Origin of the sequence: Streptomyces xanthophaeus (genome assembly GCF_000725805.1) — a bacterium.
GTDB lineage: Bacteria > Actinomycetota > Actinomycetes > Streptomycetales > Streptomycetaceae > Streptomyces > Streptomyces xanthophaeus.
The window spans coordinates 224,162-240,124 of sequence record NZ_JOFT01000010.1 but is presented as its reverse complement, the minus strand read 5'-3'; the positions used below and the strand labels follow the sequence as shown (position 1 = coordinate 240,124).

Annotated in this window: 14 protein-coding genes; 2 read left to right on the top strand and 12 right to left on the bottom strand. The window is 72.6% G+C overall.

Features of this window, described 5'->3' with window-relative positions; translation table 11 throughout:
- Positions 1-93: 93 nt before the first annotated feature.
- Genes IO30_RS0103410 through IO30_RS0103400 form a run of 3 tightly spaced genes read right to left on the bottom strand, consistent with a single transcriptional unit; the run spans position 94 to position 2,965 of the window.
- Complete coding sequence (locus IO30_RS0103410) at positions 94-1,293, bottom strand: dipeptidase (protein WP_031139094.1); 1,200 nt, start codon at positions 1,291-1,293, stop codon at positions 94-96.
- Positions 1,290-1,829 (bottom strand): 5-(carboxyamino)imidazole ribonucleotide mutase, encoded by a 540-nt coding sequence (gene purE, locus IO30_RS0103405; RefSeq protein WP_031139092.1) that lies wholly within the window; start codon positions 1,827-1,829, stop codon positions 1,290-1,292. The genes IO30_RS0103410 and purE overlap by 4 nt, the downstream gene beginning before the upstream one ends.
- Positions 1,826-2,965, bottom strand: a complete 1,140-nt coding sequence (locus IO30_RS0103400; protein ID WP_078904290.1) for a 5-(carboxyamino)imidazole ribonucleotide synthase — start codon at positions 2,963-2,965, stop codon at positions 1,826-1,828. The genes purE and IO30_RS0103400 overlap by 4 nt, the downstream gene beginning before the upstream one ends.
- 187 nt (positions 2,966-3,152) lie before the next feature.
- On the opposite strand from IO30_RS0103400, the gene IO30_RS0103395 reads away from it, so the two are divergent.
- Positions 3,153-3,689: a GtrA family protein gene (locus IO30_RS0103395; protein WP_037892911.1), complete on the top strand. Its 537-nt coding sequence runs from the start codon at positions 3,153-3,155 to the stop codon at positions 3,687-3,689.
- 39 nt (positions 3,690-3,728) lie between these two features.
- On the opposite strand, the gene IO30_RS0103390 is transcribed toward IO30_RS0103395, so the two are convergent.
- Positions 3,729-4,997: an ATP-binding protein gene (locus IO30_RS0103390; RefSeq protein ID WP_031139086.1), complete on the bottom strand. Its 1,269-nt coding sequence runs from the start codon at positions 4,995-4,997 to the stop codon at positions 3,729-3,731.
- Positions 4,998-5,101: 104 nt separating this feature from the next.
- Entirely contained in the window at positions 5,102-5,779 is a 678-nt protein-coding gene (locus IO30_RS0103385) for a response regulator transcription factor (RefSeq protein WP_030659823.1), read from the bottom strand.
- A gap of 472 nt (positions 5,780-6,251) precedes the next feature.
- On the opposite strand from IO30_RS0103385, the gene IO30_RS0103380 reads away from it, so the two are divergent.
- The gene (locus tag IO30_RS0103380) at positions 6,252-7,769 is read left to right on the top strand and encodes a peptide MFS transporter (protein WP_031139083.1); all 1,518 of its coding nucleotides are present in this window, start codon (positions 6,252-6,254) and stop codon (positions 7,767-7,769) included.
- Positions 7,770-7,843: 74 nt separating this feature from the next.
- On the opposite strand, the gene IO30_RS0103375 is transcribed toward IO30_RS0103380, so the two are convergent.
- The 7 genes from IO30_RS0103375 to IO30_RS0103345 form a co-directional block, all read right to left on the bottom strand.
- A complete protein-coding gene (locus IO30_RS0103375) occupies positions 7,844-9,163 on the bottom strand; it encodes a hypothetical protein (protein WP_237403452.1) in 1,320 nt (439 codons plus the stop codon).
- Positions 9,160-10,323, bottom strand: a complete 1,164-nt coding sequence (locus IO30_RS0103370) for a hypothetical protein (protein ID WP_031139079.1) — start codon at positions 10,321-10,323, stop codon at positions 9,160-9,162. The genes IO30_RS0103375 and IO30_RS0103370 overlap by 4 nt, the downstream gene beginning before the upstream one ends.
- A complete protein-coding gene (locus IO30_RS0103365; protein ID WP_051901819.1) occupies positions 10,320-11,333 on the bottom strand; it encodes a COG1470 family protein in 1,014 nt (337 codons plus the stop codon). The genes IO30_RS0103370 and IO30_RS0103365 overlap by 4 nt, the downstream gene beginning before the upstream one ends.
- A gap of 16 nt (positions 11,334-11,349) precedes the next feature.
- Positions 11,350-12,033 carry an LPXTG cell wall anchor domain-containing protein gene (locus IO30_RS0103360; RefSeq protein ID WP_031139075.1) on the bottom strand — a complete coding sequence of 228 codons (684 nt, stop codon included), beginning with the start codon at positions 12,031-12,033 and terminating at the stop codon, positions 11,350-11,352.
- Between the two features lie 136 nt (positions 12,034-12,169).
- Positions 12,170-13,357 (bottom strand): imidazolonepropionase, encoded by a 1,188-nt coding sequence (gene hutI / locus IO30_RS0103355; protein WP_031139072.1) that lies wholly within the window; start codon positions 13,355-13,357, stop codon positions 12,170-12,172.
- A gap of 44 nt (positions 13,358-13,401) precedes the next feature.
- A complete protein-coding gene (locus IO30_RS0103350) occupies positions 13,402-14,766 on the bottom strand; it encodes a formimidoylglutamate deiminase (protein ID WP_051859467.1) in 1,365 nt (454 codons plus the stop codon).
- The gene (locus IO30_RS0103345; protein WP_031139069.1) at positions 14,757-15,947 is read right to left on the bottom strand and encodes an allantoate amidohydrolase; all 1,191 of its coding nucleotides are present in this window, start codon (positions 15,945-15,947) and stop codon (positions 14,757-14,759) included. Before IO30_RS0103345 ends, IO30_RS0103350 begins: the two co-directional genes overlap by 10 nt.
- Positions 15,948-15,963: the final 16 nt, after the last annotated feature.

The window sequence follows — 15,963 nt, the reverse complement described above, 5'->3', positions numbered from 1 at the left end:
CGGTGGAGATGTCGCAATCCACACCGAACCCGGAGGCCCTCACCCATTTCAAGAACCCAGCACGCGTGTCACCAACGTCCCGGGACAACACACCTAGAGGGACCGGCCGGGCTGCGGGAGGACCGCGTTCGACGGCCCCCGGGAGGCCGAGAGGTCCCGCGCCACCCCTTCGGCGTCGCGCAGCGCGCGGACCGCGTTCGACCAGGTCAGCTTCGCCAGGTCGGCGCGCGACCAGCCGCGCGCCAGCAGTTCCGCGATCAGGTTCGGGTAGCCCGCCACGTCGTCCAGCCCGGCCGGGGTGAAGGCCGTGCCGTCGTAGTCCCCGCCGATGCCGATGTGGTCGACGCCCGCGACCTCGCGCATGTGGTCGAGGTGGTCGGCCACCGTGGCGGCCGTGGCCACCGGCCGCGGACGCTCCGCCTCGAAGGCCCGGTGCAGGGCCATCGCCGCGGCCGTGGTGTCCAGGTGGTGGAAGCCGTGCGCCCGCAGGTTCTCGTCGGCGGCCAGGGTCCACTCGACGGCTGCCGGCAGGATGAACTTCGGCACGAAGGTGGCCATCGCCACGCCCCCGTTGGCCGGGAGCAGCGCCAGCACGTCGTCCGGGATGTTGCGCGGGTGGTCGCAGACCGCCCGGGCGGAGGAGTGCGAGAAGATCACCGGCGCCTCGGAGACCGCGAGCGCGTCCCGCATCGTCGTCGCGGCGACGTGCGAGAGGTCCACGAGCATGCCGACGCGGTTCATCTCGCGGACGACCTCGCGGCCGAAGTCCGTCAGACCGCCGTGGCGCGGCTCGTCCGTCGCCGAATCCGCCCAGTCGATCGTGTCGTTGTGCGTGAGCGTCATGTACCGCACGCCGAGCTGGTGCAGGGCGCGCAGGGTGGCGAGGGAGTTGTTGATGGAGTGGCCGCCCTCGGCGCCCATCAGCGAGGCGATCCGGCCGTCGGTGCGGGCCGCCTCCATGTCGTCCGCCGTCAGCGCCCGCACCAGGTCGCCGGGGTAACGCCCGATCAGCTGGGCGACGGCGTCGATCTGCTCCAGGGTGGCGCTGACCGCCTCGTCACCCGCGTAGTCGGAACGCACGTAGACCGACCAGAACTGCGCGCCGACCCCGCCGGCCCGCAGCCGCGGGATGTCGGTGTGCAGGGCGCCGCTCTGGTCCTCGGCGATGTCCCGCAGGTCGAGGTCGTAGCGCACTTGCTCGCGCAGCGCCCAGGGCAGGTCGTTGTGGCCGTCCACGACGGGGTGGCCGGCCAGCAGCTCGCGCGCCTCGGCCAGGCGCTGCGCGGCGCTCACTTGCCGAATCCGAAGGACTCCGCGCCCGCGACCTTCGTCCGCAGCCGCTTGCCCTTCTCCGTGGCCTGGTCGTTCAGCTCCTGCTGGAAGTCCCGCATCCGGGCCAGCAGCTCCGTGTCGTGGGCCGCCAGCATGCGGACGGCCAGCAGTCCGGCGTTGCGCGCCCCGGCGACCGAGACGGTGGCCACGGGGACCCCGGCGGGCATCTGGACGATCGACATCAGGGAGTCCATGCCGTCGAGGTACTTCAGCGGCACCGGCACGCCGATGACCGGCAGCGGGGTGACCGAGGCGAGCATGCCGGGCAGGTGGGCGGCCCCGCCCGCGCCCGCGATGATCGCCTTCAGGCCGCGCTCGGCGGCCTGCTCGCCGTACGCGATCATCTCGCGCGGCATCCGGTGGGCGGATACGACGTCGACCTCGTACGGGATCTCGAACTCGTCCAGGGCCTGGGCGGCGGCCTCCATGACCGGCCAGTCCGAGTCCGAGCCCATGACGATGCCGATGACGGGACCTGCGGAAGAGGTGGGGCTCATTCGGTGATCGTTCCTCTGAGGTAGCCGGCAGCGTGACGTGCGCGCTCCAGCACATCGTCCAGGTCGTCGCCGTAGGTGTTGACGTGGCCGACCTTGCGGCCGTGTTTCACGTCCTTGCCGTACATGTGGATCTTCAGCTGCGGATCGTGCGCCATGCAGTGCAGGTACGCCGCATACATGTCGGGGTAGTCACCGCCCAGCACGTTCGCCATGACCGTCCAGCGGGCACGCGGGCGCGGGTCGCCCAGCGGCAGGTCGAGGACCGCCCGCACGTGGTTGGCGAACTGGGAGGTGATCGCACCGTCCTGGGTCCAGTGGCCGCTGTTGTGCGGGCGCATGGCCAGCTCGTTGACGAGGATGCGCCCGTCGGAGGTCTCGAACAGCTCCACGGCCAGGTGGCCGGTCACGTCGAGCTCCTTGGCGATGCGCAGGGCGAGGGCCTGGGCCTCGCCCGCCAGCTCCTCCGAGAGGTTCGGGGCGGGGGCGATCACCGTGTCGCAGACCCCGTCCACCTGGACGGACTCCACGACCGGGTAGGCCACCGCCTGGCCGTGCGGGGAGCGGACGATGTTCGCCGCGAGCTCGCGGACGAAGTCGACCTTCTCCTCCGCGAGGACCGGGACCCCCGCCTTGAAGGGCGCCTCCGCGTCCTGGGGCGTGCGGACGAACCACACGCCCTTGCCGTCGTATCCGCCGCGCACCGTCTTGAGGATGATCGGGAAACCGCCCACCTCTTGTGCGAAGGCGCCCGCGTCCGCCGGATCGCGCACGATCCGGTGACGGGGGCTGGGCGCGCCGATCTCGTCGAGCTTGGCGCGCATCACCCCCTTGTCCTGGGCGTGCACCAACGCGTCGGGCCCCGGGCGGACGGGGATGCCGTCCGCTTCCAGGGCCCGGAGGTGTTCGGTGGGCACGTGCTCGTGATCGAAGGTGATCACGTCACAGCCGCGCGCGAAGGCGCGCAGCGTTTCCAGGTCGCGATAGTCGCCGATGACGACATCGCTCACGACCTGGGCCGCCGAGTCCTCTGGGGTGTCACTGAGGATCTTGAATCTGATACCGAGGGGGATACCCGCCTCGTGGGTCATGCGGGCGAGCTGTCCGCCGCCGACCATGCCGACTACCGGGAACGTCACTCCTCCAGGGTATCCGGCGGTATTCCGCCATCCGGACGGCCCCTGGCGCGGATCGGCCCGTGTGCCGTGCGTCCCACGGGGCCCGAAGGCACAGACGGACCACAGGGGGGACACTTACGATGTGTGGGTTGACGAGTTGTGGACGCCCCCGCGCGGGGGCGGTGACGGACAGGGACTGAACCATCAGATGAGCACTCCGGGGAACGGATCCGCCCTCGATCGCGTACGCGGCCTCATGCGGGAGGTCGCCAAGTTCGGGGCGGTCGGCGGACTGGGTGTGCTGGTCAACCTGGGTGTCTTCAACCTGATCCGGCACACCACCGACCTCCAGGTGGTGCGGGCGAGCGTCATAGCCACCGTCGTGGCCATCGCCACGAACTACCTGGGCTTCCGGTACTTCGCCTACCGGGACCGCGCCCAGAGCGGCCGCACCCGTGAGCTGACCCTGTTCGCCGCCTTCAGCGCGATCGGCCTGGTCATCGAGAACGGGGTGCTGTACGCCGCCACCTACGGCTTCGGCTGGGACGGCCCGCTCGCGACCAACGTCTTCAAGTTCGTCGGCATCGGCACCGCCACCGTCTTCCGCTTCTGGTCCTACCGGACCTGGGTCTTCAAGGCCCTGCCCGCCCCCGCGGCGGCCCCGGCGGCCGAGGCCGCTGCTCCCCTGCCGCGCTCCGGCTCCCGGCCGCAGCCCGCGCCCGAGCCGGCCCCGGCGAACAACTAGCCCGCTCGGCCACTCATCGGCCGCCGGCCTGCCCTCCTGCTAACGGACCGTGGTGGTCTCCGGTTCGGAACGCTCCAGCGGGGTGCGGCTGAGGAACAGGGCGAACACCGGCGGCTCCGCCTGGAGCAGTTCGAGGCGCCCCCCGTCGGCCTCGGCCAGGTCCCGGGCGACCGCCAGGCCGATCCCGGTGGAGTTGCGGCCGCTGATGGCCCGCTCGAAGATCCGGTTGCCGAGGTCGGGCGGGACTCCCGGCCCCTCGTCCGTGACCTCCAGCACCGCCTGGTTCCCGATCACCCGGGTGCGCAGGGCGACGGTGCCGCCGCCGTGCATGAGGGCGTTCTCCACCAGCGTCGCCAGCACCTGCGAGACCGCGCCGGGCGTGCCGACCGCCCGTACGCCCTGCTTGCCGGAGCGCACGATGGCCCGGCCCGCGCTGCGGTAGGCCGGGCGCCACTCCTCCACCTGCTGCTTGACGACCTCGTCGAGGTCGAAGGGGACGGCCGAGCCCGTGCGGGGGTCCCGTGAATTCGTCAGCAGCCGCTGCACCACGTCCGTGAGCCGCTCCACCTGGGTGAGGGCGATCGTCGCCTCCTCCCGCACGGTCTCCAGGTCGTCGGTGACCGTGATCTCCTCCAGCCGCATCGACAGGGCCGTGAGGGGGGTGCGCAGCTGGTGGGAGGCGTCCGCGGCGAGGCGCCGCTCGGCGGTCAGCATCCGGCCGATCCGTTCCGCGCTGGAGTCCAGCACGTCCGCGACCCGGTCCAGCTCGGGAACCCCGTACCGACGGTGGCGGGGCCGCGGGTCGCCCGATCCGAGGCGTTCCGCCGTCTCGGCGAGGTCGGTGAGCGGGGACGTCAGCCGGTTCGCCTGGCGTACGGCGAGCAGGACGGCCGCCACGACGGCCAGCAGGGACACGGCGCCGACGACCGCGAGGGTGCGCACCACCTCGCGGGTGACCGTGGAGCGGGACTCCTCGACGATCACGACCTCGCCCTGTTCGCCGCGCGCGATGCCCCGTACGACGCTGCCGTCGATGCGGCTGCCGACCTCCACGGCCGGGCGGCCGGGGATCGCGATGCGGGCGTAGTGGCCGGCGTCGAGCTGCTCGGCGAGGGTTCCGGCGACCAGCGGTTTCCTCTCCAGGACGTTCGCCTCGACGATGCCGACGAGCCGCAGGGCCTCGGAGTCGATCCGGTCCTGGGCGCTGCTGGTGATCGTCCGGGTCTCCACGATGACGAGGGAGACCCCGAAGACGGCGATCACGACGAGCACCACGGCGAGCGTGGAGTTGATGAGGCGGCGGCGCATGCCTTAGAGGATGCCCTAGGTCGTCTCTTTCGGATCTTTCCGGGCGGCGCGGACCCGGCAAGATCCGAAAGGGACGGCCTGGCCGGGGTGGCGGTACGGGAGCGTCAGCTCTTCTCGAAGCGGAAGCCGACGCCGCGGACGGTGGCGATGTAGCGGGGGTTCGCGGCGTCGTCGCCGAGCTTCTTGCGCAGCCAGGAGATGTGCATGTCGAGGGTCTTGGTGGAGGACCACCAGGTGGTGTCCCAGACCTCGCGCATCAGCTGGTCGCGGGTGACGACCCGGCCCGCGTCGCGGACCAGGACGCGCAGCAGGTCGAACTCCTTGGCGGTGAGCTGGAGCTCCTCCTCGCCCATCCAGGCGCGGTGGGACTCGACGTCGATCCGTACGCCGTGGGTGGCGGGGGGCTGGGCGGCCTCGTTGGCGCCGCGCCGGAGCAGGGCGCGGACCCGGGCCAGCAGCTCGGCGAGCCGGAAGGGCTTGGTCACGTAGTCGTCGGCGCCCGCGTCGAGGCCGACGACCGTGTCGACCTCGTCCGCGCGGGCGGTCAGCACGAGGATCGGGAAGCCGTGCCCCTCCGCGCGCAGCCGGCGGGCGACCTCCAGGCCGTCCATGCCCGGCAGGCCCAGGTCCAGGACGACGAGGTCGACGCCGCCCTGCAGTCCCGCGTCCAGGGCGGTGGGGCCGTCCTCCCGGACCTCGACCTCGTACCCCTCCCGGCGCAGGGCGCGGGCCAGGGGCTCCGAGATGGATGCGTCGTCCTCGGCGAGCAGTACACGCGTCATGTGGGTGATGGTAGTCCGCACGAACTCAAAGCTGAGGCCTGCATGCATACCCCTGTGGATCTGGGCACACGAGGGACCGATGACCTTCGAATAGGGCCGAACGGTTCCACGGAATCCTGTGATCCATATCTCAAGTCCTTCCATATGCCGCAGTGTCGTGTCGTATGGTGGCGAGACGCCTGATGCACTACCCAGGGGATCTTTGTGCCGAAAAGCGAGCCATAGACCTCAAATTCTGCTCTGGTCGGTTTATCCGGCCCAGATGACAGTGAATGACCTGTGGGCCGGGCCCTGCGCGCGAAGGAGCGCGACAGGGCGTGGATCCCGGTTACGGCTGACCCTTCGACTCCGGCATCCCGGAGGAAGAGACCCCGGGGCGTGGGGTGGGACATCCGTCGCCGGTGCCGGCCACCCCCCACCGGGCGCTGTTCAGCTCACGAAGCCGAGCGTCCCGAGCAAGCAAGGATCGACCATGGCTTCCAGCCTGACGAAGGGCTCGGCGGACCCGTCCACCGAGAAGACCTTCTTCGGCCACCCCCGTGGCCTGGCCACTCTGTTCATGACCGAGATGTGGGAGCGGTTCTCCTACTACGGCATGCGCGCCCTCCTGGTCCTCTACCTGGTGTCCGGAGGCACAGAGGCCGCGACCGGCAGCCAGGGCGGCGGCCTGGCCTTCACGATGGCCACGGCCACGGCGATCTACTCCGTCTACGTCGCCATGGTCTACCTCATGGCCATGCCGGGCGGATGGTTCGGAGACCGCGTCTGGGGCGCCCGCAAGACGGTCGCCATCGCCGGTGGTGTGATCATGGCCGGCCACGTGTCGCTGGCCCTTCCCGGTCAGGCGATGTTCTTCGTCGGCCTTGCCCTCGTGGCGGCCGGTTCCGGCCTCCTGAAGGCCAACATCTCGACGATGGTCGGCCACCTCTACGAGGGCCCGGACGACCCGCGCCGCGACGGTGGCTTCACGATCTTCTACATCGGCATCAACCTTGGTGCCTTCGTCGCCCCGTTCGTCGTCGGCACCGTCGGCGAGAAGGTCAACTGGCACCTGGGCTTCCTGCTCGCCGCGCTCGGCATGGGCCTGGGTCTGATCCAGTTCCTCCTGGGCACCAAGAACCTGGCCCCGCGCAGCAGCGTCGTCCCGAACCCTCTGTCCCCGGCCGAGCGCAAGGCCGTCATCGTCAAGGTCCTCGGCGTCGTCGCCGTGGCGGCTGTCTTCTACGGTGCCGTTGCCGCTCTGGGGATGTACACCCTGAACTGGGCGCTGGTCCCGATCACCCTGGCCGGTCTGATCATCCCGGTGGCCGTCCTGGTCCGCATCAAGCGCGACAAGGACCTGTCGGGCACCGAGCAGTCGAAGATGACCGCCTACATCTGGTTCTTCGTCGCCGCCGCCGTGTTCTGGATGATCTACGACCAGGGTGGTTCGACCCTGTCGCTGTTCGCCGACGGCAAGACCGCCGACACCGTCTTCGGGCTCGGCTTCCCGGCCACCTGGTACCAGTCGCTGAACCCGCTGTTCGTCATGGGTCTGGCGCCGATCTTCGCCTGGGCGTGGGTCTGGCTGGCCCGCAAGAACCAGGAGCCGAACACCATCGTGAAGTTCGCGATGGGTCTGGTCCTGGTCGGCGGCTCCTTCTTCGTCTTCATCGTCCCGATGAACATGGCGGGCGACGGCACCAAGGTCTCCCCGATGTGGCTGGTCTCGATCTACATGATCCAGACCATCGGTGAGCTGTGCCTCTCCCCGGTCGGCCTCTCGGTCACCACGAAGATGGCCCCGCAGAAGTACGCCTCCCAGATGATGGGCGTCTGGTTCCTCGCGGTCACCGCGGGTGACTGCACCACCGGCCTGCTGTCCATCGCGGGCGTGGACCTGAACGGCACCGGGGTGATCGCCTTCGAGGCGCTCGCTGCGGTCCTCGCAGGCTTCGCGGTCTACTCGTACCGCAAGAAGGTCCAGTCCCTGATGGGCAGCGTCCACTGACGCACCCCCGCACGGCGGACGGCCCGGCACACCTCCTGGTGTGCCGGGCCGTCCTGTCGTTCCGGGCTAACGGCTCACCTCGTGCCGCGCAGGCGGCGCCACGGGGTGAAGGTGAAGACCGCGCCGCCGAGCAGGATCACCGTGCCGGCGACCAGGGCCAGGGCCTTGATGCCGCCGTCGTCCTCCGCGCCCGTGTCGGCGAGGCCGCCCGAGGTGGTGGTCGGGCCGGCGGAGGTGCTGCCGGTGGTGGAGGGCGAGCCGGAGCCGCCCGCCTGGGCGGTGGTGTCCAGTTCCAGCGAGACGCCGCTGCTGGCCGCCTTGCAGGGGACGTTGATCGGCGCGGAGCCCGGGGCCATCGTGACGTCGATCGTCAGCTGGTCCGGGCTCAGCGTCACCTTGCCGGTCTTGCCGGGCGTGTAGGTGCCGGTCATGTCACTGAGGCTGACCGGGCCCTTGTCCGGGATCGGCTCGGCGTTGGCCGGGCCGGAGACCTTGACCGTGCCGCTGTCCGCGCCGCCCAGCTTGACGTTCATCGAGGGCTTCAGGGCCCCCGCGGGCAGGGCCATGGGCGCGGCCATCGCACCCTTGGCGGTCTTGACCGTCAGGTCGTACTTCCCGCCGTTCTTCTTCGCGTTGATCGTCACCGGGGTCTTGATGCCCCCGGGGACGACCGGGCCGCAGTCGAAGGCGACCTCGACGGGCTTGCCCGGGAAGTCGGTCTGGCCGCCGCCCCCGCCGGTACTGCCCGAGCCGCCGGTGGTCGTGGCGCCACCGGTGGTCGTCGTGGAACCTCCCGTGGTCGTGGTGCCGCCGGTCGTGGTGCCGCCGGTCGTGGTCGTGCCGCCGCTGGAGCCCGCCGATACGTCGATGGTGGCCCCGGCGCTCACCGAGCCCTGCGGGGCGCACTTGGTGGTGAACGTGCCGAAGGAGAAGGAGACGGCGACGTCGTACTTGCCGGGGGTCAGGGTGATCTTGCCGGCCTTGGTGAGCTTCAGCTTGCCCTTCATGGGCGACATGACCATGGGGGCCTTCTTCGGGATCGGCGGGTTCTTCTTCTCCCCGACGACCTTCAGCTCGCCCATTCCCCCGCCCAGCGCGATCCAGCCGGTGGGCTGGACCGCGTCCTGCGGGATGTCCATCAGGTCCGTGTTGTTCGAGGCGGGCTTGACGGTCTCCCAGACCACGTCGACCTCGTCACCGACCTTGGCCGTGGCCGGGGCGGTGATCTTGGCGGTGGTCTCGCCCTCGACCGGGTCGCCACCGCCCGCCGGGGGAACGCACTTGACCTTGTACGTGGCCTCGCCGGCCAGGGCGGGAGAAGCCGAGATGGCGATACCCGCGCCGCCGAGCAGCAGCGCGACCGCGGCCGCGCTCACCCTCCGTTGGGTTTTCACGAATGTCCCTTCGTCGTCGAACGGTTCTCAGACGGTGCGGACGTCTGTGGTGCTGACTCCGGCGCGCTGTCCGGGGTGAACCACGGCAGGACCGCCGTGGGGGTCTCTGGGGGCTCCGCGGGCGGTGCGGAGCGGTCCGGCGCGGGTCCCCGTACGCCGGGCGCGCCCGGCCGCAGGCGCGGCAGGCGGGCCGTCACGGCCGCTGCCGCCTCCGGGAGCCGGGCGCCGCGGTGGCGGCCGCCGGGGGCCGCGGGGCGGCGCGGGCGGACCTTGTCGACGACGGCCATGCCGATGCGGAAGACCGCGGCCGGGATCACCACCAGCAGCAGGCCCCAGAAGAGCAGGACCCCGTACGGGCGGTCCACGCCCCAGGGCTGCGTGGCCACGACCGTCTCGCCGTACTTGAGGGAGACCGTGTAGTCCCCGTACGCGCCCGCCGTCAGGGCCACGTCGAGGGCGACCTCGGCCTTGCCGCCCGGCGGGATCGTGCCCTTCCAACGGACCTCCTCCCACAGCGGGGCGAACACGCCGTGGGCGGTGCCGAGCTGGAAGACCGGGTCCTTGACCGGGGCCGAGCCGAGGTTGCCGACGGTGACCGTGAACTTCCGGGACGGCGGGGCGCCGAACCAGGTCAGCACCCCGTCCTCCCCCTTGAGCCGGACCCCGGTGAGCATCGCCAGGCGCGGGGTGCCGGAGGCGGCGGGCAGCTCCGCCACGGGATGACCGGTGACCTTCAGGGGGACGGCGACGGTGGACTGGTCCCCGTTGACGGAGGTGACGTTGACGACGCAGGGGCAGGGCTTGGGCGGCTCCACCACGGGGAGCTGGGCGGTGAAGCGCCCGTCGTCGGCCACCGAGACGGCGACCCCGTCGGCGTTGGCGCAGCTGTTGGTGCCGCCGATCATGTTCTGGCCGCAGACCAGCAGCATCACCAGGGTCTTGGCCCGCCAGCCGGTGCCGGTGACGGTGAGCTCCGTCCCCTTGGCGGCCTCCTGGAGCGAGAGCGCCACGGCGGGCTTGCCCTCGTCGGCGGCGGCCGGGGCCGCCGGGAGCAGGGCCAGGGCGAGCGCGAGGGCGCACGCCGCCAGGCCCGCCGCGAGGAGGGCCCCGGGCCCTGCGGTGGCTCCGGGTCGGACGCCGGCGCCGGGCTTGGCACTCACCTGGATGCTCCCGTCAGTTCGTGTTCCGGTGCGTGGTTCCGTGCGGGGCCGTCCGCCCCGTCCCGCGGCGGGTCCGTACGGGCCCTCCGGCGGACGAGGAGCAGCGCGGCCAGGGTGGTCCCGCCGAGGAGGAGCAGCCCGGCGCCCGTCCATGCGGCGATCCGCCAGGGGACGCACCAGGCCGTGGCGGTGGCGGTGGCCCGGGCGCCGCCGGGAGCGGTGACGGTGAGGGTGAGGTCGACCCGGTCGAGGACCGGGGCGCCGGGCCAGGGCTCGGTCAGCTCCACCCGCTGGCCCGGGAGCAGTTCGAGGGGCAGGGCGCGGGCGGCGCGGCCGGGGAGCTCGCCGAAGCGGCCCTCCGCGCGGACCGCCAGTTCGGGGGCGAGGGCCACGTTCCCGCGGTTGACCAGGGTGTACGTGACCTCCGCGGCGGATCCGCGGCCGCGGACGGAGACGTCCTCGACCGTGAGGGCCGCCAGGGCGGGGCCGCTGACGCGCAGGTGGAGGCGTACGCCCGCCTCGCGGCCGTCTTCGGTGGCCACCACCGCGGCGGGGTGGTCGCCGGGCGGGGCGGCGGGCGGCACGGTGACGGTGAAGGGGACCACCGCGCGGGTGCGCGGCGGGATCTTCACGGTGGCCCCGGACCCGAAGCTGATCCAGGACCCGGCGGCGGTGCCGGCCGCGGCTCCGCCGGCGGGGCGTACCGCGAGGGCCCCGTCGGCGGTGTTGTAGGCGTCGGCCCCGCGCAGGGTGACGGTGCGCTCCCGGTCGGAGGTGTTGGCCAGGGCGAGGCGGTCCTCCAGCACGGTGCCGGGGGTGCCCGCGAGGTAGAAGTACGGGCGGGCGCCGCCGGGCCGCGCGGCGGCGGTCCCGGCGGCGGGCTCGGCGGTCCAGCCGGGCTCGTCGGCCGTGGCGGGGTGCGCGGAGCCCGCGTACAGGGCGGCGGCGAACAGCGGCACGAGGAGGAACACGTGCCGCTTGAGGGTCTTGAGGGTGTGGAGCACGGGCATGGCCGGGGTGCTCCGTTCAGGACCGGGCCCGCCCACCGCGCCGGGTGAGCCAGAGCACGCCGGCGGCGCCGGAGAGCAGCACGGTGGCGCCGAGGGTGCCGAGGGCGAGGGCGGAGTCGGTGGGTCCGGTCTGCGGGAGGGCGGTGGGGCCGCCTGCGCCGGCCGCGGGCGGCGGGGCGGCGGCGCCGCCGGGGGCGGTGACCTCCAGTTCCAGCGAGGGGCCCGGCTTGTTGCCGGGGGTGCAGGTGGTCGTGGTGCCCATGGCCTTGATGGTGAGCACCCCGGCGGTGAAGGTGACCTTGCCGCTCTTCTTGGGCGTGTAGGTGCCCGACAGGTCGGTGATCTTGATGGGGGTCTCGGCGGGCACGGCCTCGGGGTTCGAGGGGCCGGACACCGGTACGGAGACCTTCTCGGCGCCGTCGACGAGGACGACCGCGCTGGGGCTCATCGCCCCCTTGCCGAGTTCGATGGGGCTGGACGAGACGCCCTTCTGGAAGGACACCGTCAGCTTGTAGCCGTCGCCCTCCTTGACGGCCTTGATGTCGATGGGCGACACGGCCGACTTGTCCCCGATGGGGGTCTTGCAGTCGTAGGCCACGTCAACGACGGTGGCGTGCGCTGCCGGGGCGGCCAGCAGTACCGCCGATCCGGCGAGCGCAGAGGCCAGCGCGAGCGCGGTGGAGCGTTTCCGGTCGGACACCTTCGTCTTCCCCTCGGGCCACAAGTTACTGACGACACATCAGATTGGTGGCTCAAGGTACGCCCGGGGCCTTACGGAGGGAAGACAAAGGACGGCCCGGATCAGCGGCCCGTCGGCCGCACGGTTTTCGGCCGCTTCAGCGGCCCCCGGCCACCCGGACGCCCCGCTGCCAGACGGCGGAGACGAGCGGCACGCCGGGCCGGTAGGCGAGGTGGACGTGGCTGGGGGCGTCGAGAACGGCCAGGTCGGCGCGGGCCCCGGGGGTGACGGTGCCGATGTCGGTGCGGCGCAGCGCGCGGGCCCCGCCGGCGGTGGCCGACCAGAGGGCCTCGTCGGGGGTCATCCCCATGTCCCGGACGGCGAGGGCGATGCAAAAAGGCATCGAGCTCGTGTACGAGGAGCCGGGGTTGCAGTCGGTGGACAGGGCGACCGTGGCACCCGCGTCGATCAGGCGGCGGGCGTCGGGCCACTGGGCGCGGGTGGAGAACTCGGCGCCGGGCAGCAGCGTGGCCACCGTGGTCGCGGCGGCCTGCGCGAGGGCGTCCACGTCGGCGTCGGTGAGGTGGGTGCAGTGGTCGGCGGAAGCGGCCTCCAGCTCCACGGCGAGCTGCACGCCGGGCCCGTAGGACAGCTGGTTGGCGTGCACGCGCGGGATCAGTCCGGCGGCGGCTCCCGCGGTGAGGATCGCGCGGGCCTGGTCCCCGTCGAAGGCGCCCTTCTCGCAGAACACGTCCACCCAGCGGGCGTACGGGGCGCAGGCCGCCAGCATCTCGCCGGTGACGAGGTCCACGTAGGCCGCCGGGTCCTCGGCGTAGTCGGGGGAGACGATGTGCGCGCCGAGGTAGGTGACCTCCTCGGTGTGCGCGGCGGCGATGCGCAGGGCGCGGGCCTCGTCGGCGACGGTGAGGCCGTAGCCGGACTTGGTCTCGAAGGTGGTGGTGCCCTGGCGGCGGGCCTCGTCGAGGTGGCGCACCAGGTTCGCCTCCAGCTCGGCGTCCGTGGCGGCGCGGGTGGCGGCGACGGTGGTGCGGATGCCTCCGGCGGAGTAGCTGCGGCCGGACATCCGGGCGTTGAACTCGGCGGTGCGGTCGCCGGCGAAGACCAGGTGCGAGTGGGAGTCGACGAAGCCGGGGATGACGGCGCGGCCCTGCGCGTCGAACGCGGTGTCGGCAGCGGGCGCCTCGCCGGCGGGGCCGACCCAGGCGATCTTGTCGCCTTCGATGACGACCGTCGCGTCCTGGAGGAGGCCGAGGGGGCTTCCGTCCCCGACGGACGGGTCGTTCGTGACGAGGCTGCCGATGTTCGTGATGGCGGTGGTGGTCATGGGTTCCTCTCGTAACCGGGGCTCCGCCCCAGACCCCGTATCTGTCAGCCGCGGAGGGCCGCGATGGACTCGGCGAGGGCCGACGGGACGTCTTCGACCAGGGTGTGGGCGCCGTCGCGGACGATGTGCCGGCCGCCGACCACCGTGTGCCGGACGTCCGCGGCGGTCGCGGCGAAGACGGCCGTCTCGGCGCCCAGCCGCGGCAGGGCGCCCGCCGTGCGGACGGAGTCCAGCGCGATCGTGGTGAAGTCCGCGAGCGCGCCCGCCTCCAGGCGGCCCGCGTCGGCCAGGCCGAGCGCCGCATGACCGTCGGCGGTGGCGGCGGTCAGCAGGGAGTTCGCCGTCCAGTGGCCCCGGGTGCGGCTGCGCAGGCGCTCGTTCAGCTCCATCGCGCGGGCCTCTTCGAGCAGGTCGATCACGGCGTGGCTGTCGCTGCCCAGGGACAGCGGGCTGCCCGCCTGCTGGAGGCGGACCGCGGGGCCGATGCCGTCGGCGAGGTCGCGTTCGGTGGTGGGGCACATGCAGGTGCCGGTGGTGGTGCCGCCGAGGAGGGCGATGTCCCCGTCGGTGAGGTGGGTGTTGTGGACGCCGGTGGTCCGCGGCCCCAGCACCCCGTGGTCGGCGAGGAGCTGGGTGGGGGTGCGGCCGTGCGCCGCCTGGCAGGCGTCGTTCTCGGCGGTCTGCTCCGAGAGGTGGACGTGCAGCGGCGCCCCGCGCTCCTGGGCCCACTGGGCGACGGTGGCCAGCTGGTCGGCGGGCACGGCGCGCACCGAGTGGATCGCGGCGCCGACCAGGGCGTGCTCGCGGGGCTTGAGGGCGCCGGCCCGCTGCGCCCAGGCCTCGGCGCTGCCGTCGGAGAAGCGCAGCTGGTGGTGGCTCGGCGGCTCGCCGAAGCCCGCCGACAGGTACGCCGTGTCCAGCAGGGTGATGCGGATGCCGGCCGCGGCGGCCGCCTCGATCAAGGCCTCGCCCATCGCGTTCGGGTCCGCGTAGGCGGCGCCGCCGGGGGCGTGGTGGACGTAGTGGAACTCGCCGACGTTGGTGATGCCGGCCAGGGCCATCTCGGCGTAGACGGCCCGGGCGAGCGCGAAGTAGCTGTCGGGGGTGAGGTTCTGGGCGACCTTGTACATGAAGTCGCGCCAGGTCCAGAAGGTGCCCGAGCCCACCTGCACGGTGGAGCGCAGGGCCCGGTGGAAGGCGTGGCTGTGCGCGTTGGCCAGGCCAGGGAGGGTCAGGCCGCGCAGCACCTCCGCGCCGGGCGGCGGGGTGTCCGCACCGGTGCGCAGGGCCCCGATCCGCCCGTCGGCGGTCACCTCCAGGGCGACGCCCGGCTCGACGTGGGTGCCGAGCCAGGCGTGCTCCAGCCAGTACGTCTTGTGCGCGGCCACCGCGTGCCCCGTCACCTGCATGCGAGTCCTTCCAGTACGTCGGCGAGGGCCAGCACGCCGGCCACGCAGTCGTCCTCGGCGGCGAACTCCCGCGGGGAGTGGGAGACGCCGGTCGGGTTCCGTACGAACAGCATCGCCGTCGGGACGGCCGCGGAGAGGATTCCGGCGTCGTGTCCCGCTCCGGTGCCGAGGACGGGGACGGACCCGCCCAGGATGCGGTTGAGCTCGTCGCGCAGGGCGTGCTCGAACTCGACGACCGGGGTGAAGGACTCCCGGACGACCGCGAGGTCGATGCCGTCCTGGTCGGCGCGCTCGCGGGCGGCCTTCTCCACGGCGGTGACGACCGTGTCGAGGGTGGCCTGGTCGGCGGCGCGGGAGTCGAGCCAGCCGCGCACCAGCGACGGGATCGCGTTGACCCCGTTGGGCTCGACCGAGATCTTCCCGAAGGTGGCCACGGCCCCGGCGAGGGCCGCCTCGGTCCGCGCCGCCAGCACGGTCGCCGCGTAGGTGAGCATCGGGTCGCGCCGGTCCACGAGGCGGGTGGTGCCCGCGTGGTTGGCCTCGCCGCGGAAGTCGAACCGCCAGCGGCCGTGCGGCCAGATCGCGGAGGCGATGCCGACCCGGTCCCCCGACAGGTCCAGGGCGCGGCCCTGTTCCACGTGCAGTTCGACGAAGGCCCCGATACGGGCGAGGCGTTCGGGGTCGGCGCCGATGGCCTCGGGGTCGTACCCGGCGGCCTCCATGGCGCGGGGCAGGGCGATGCCGTCGGCGTCGCGGAGCTCGTACGCCTTCTCCTTGGTCAGCTGCCCGGCGGCGAGCCGGGAGCCGACGCAGGCGAGGCCGAAGCGGGCCCCTTCCTCGTCACCGAAGTTGGTGATGGCCAGCGGCCTGGAGAACTCCGCGCCCCTCCTGCGGAGTTCGTCCAGGGCCGCGAAGGAGGACACCACCCCGAGGGGGCCGTCGAAGGCCCCGCCGTCGGGGACGGAGTCCAGGTGCGAGCCGGTGACCACGGCGTCCCCCGCGAGGGGGTCGCCGAGCCAGGCCCACTGGTTGCCGTTGCGGTCGGTCTCGTACGTCAGCCCGCGCGCCTCGGCCTGCGCCTGGAACCAGGTCCGGCAGTCGGCGTCGGCGCCGGTCCAGGCGTAGCGGCGGTAGCCGCCGGACTCGGCGTGGCGGCCGATGGGCGCGAGATCCGCCCACATGGTGTGGAAGGAAGCG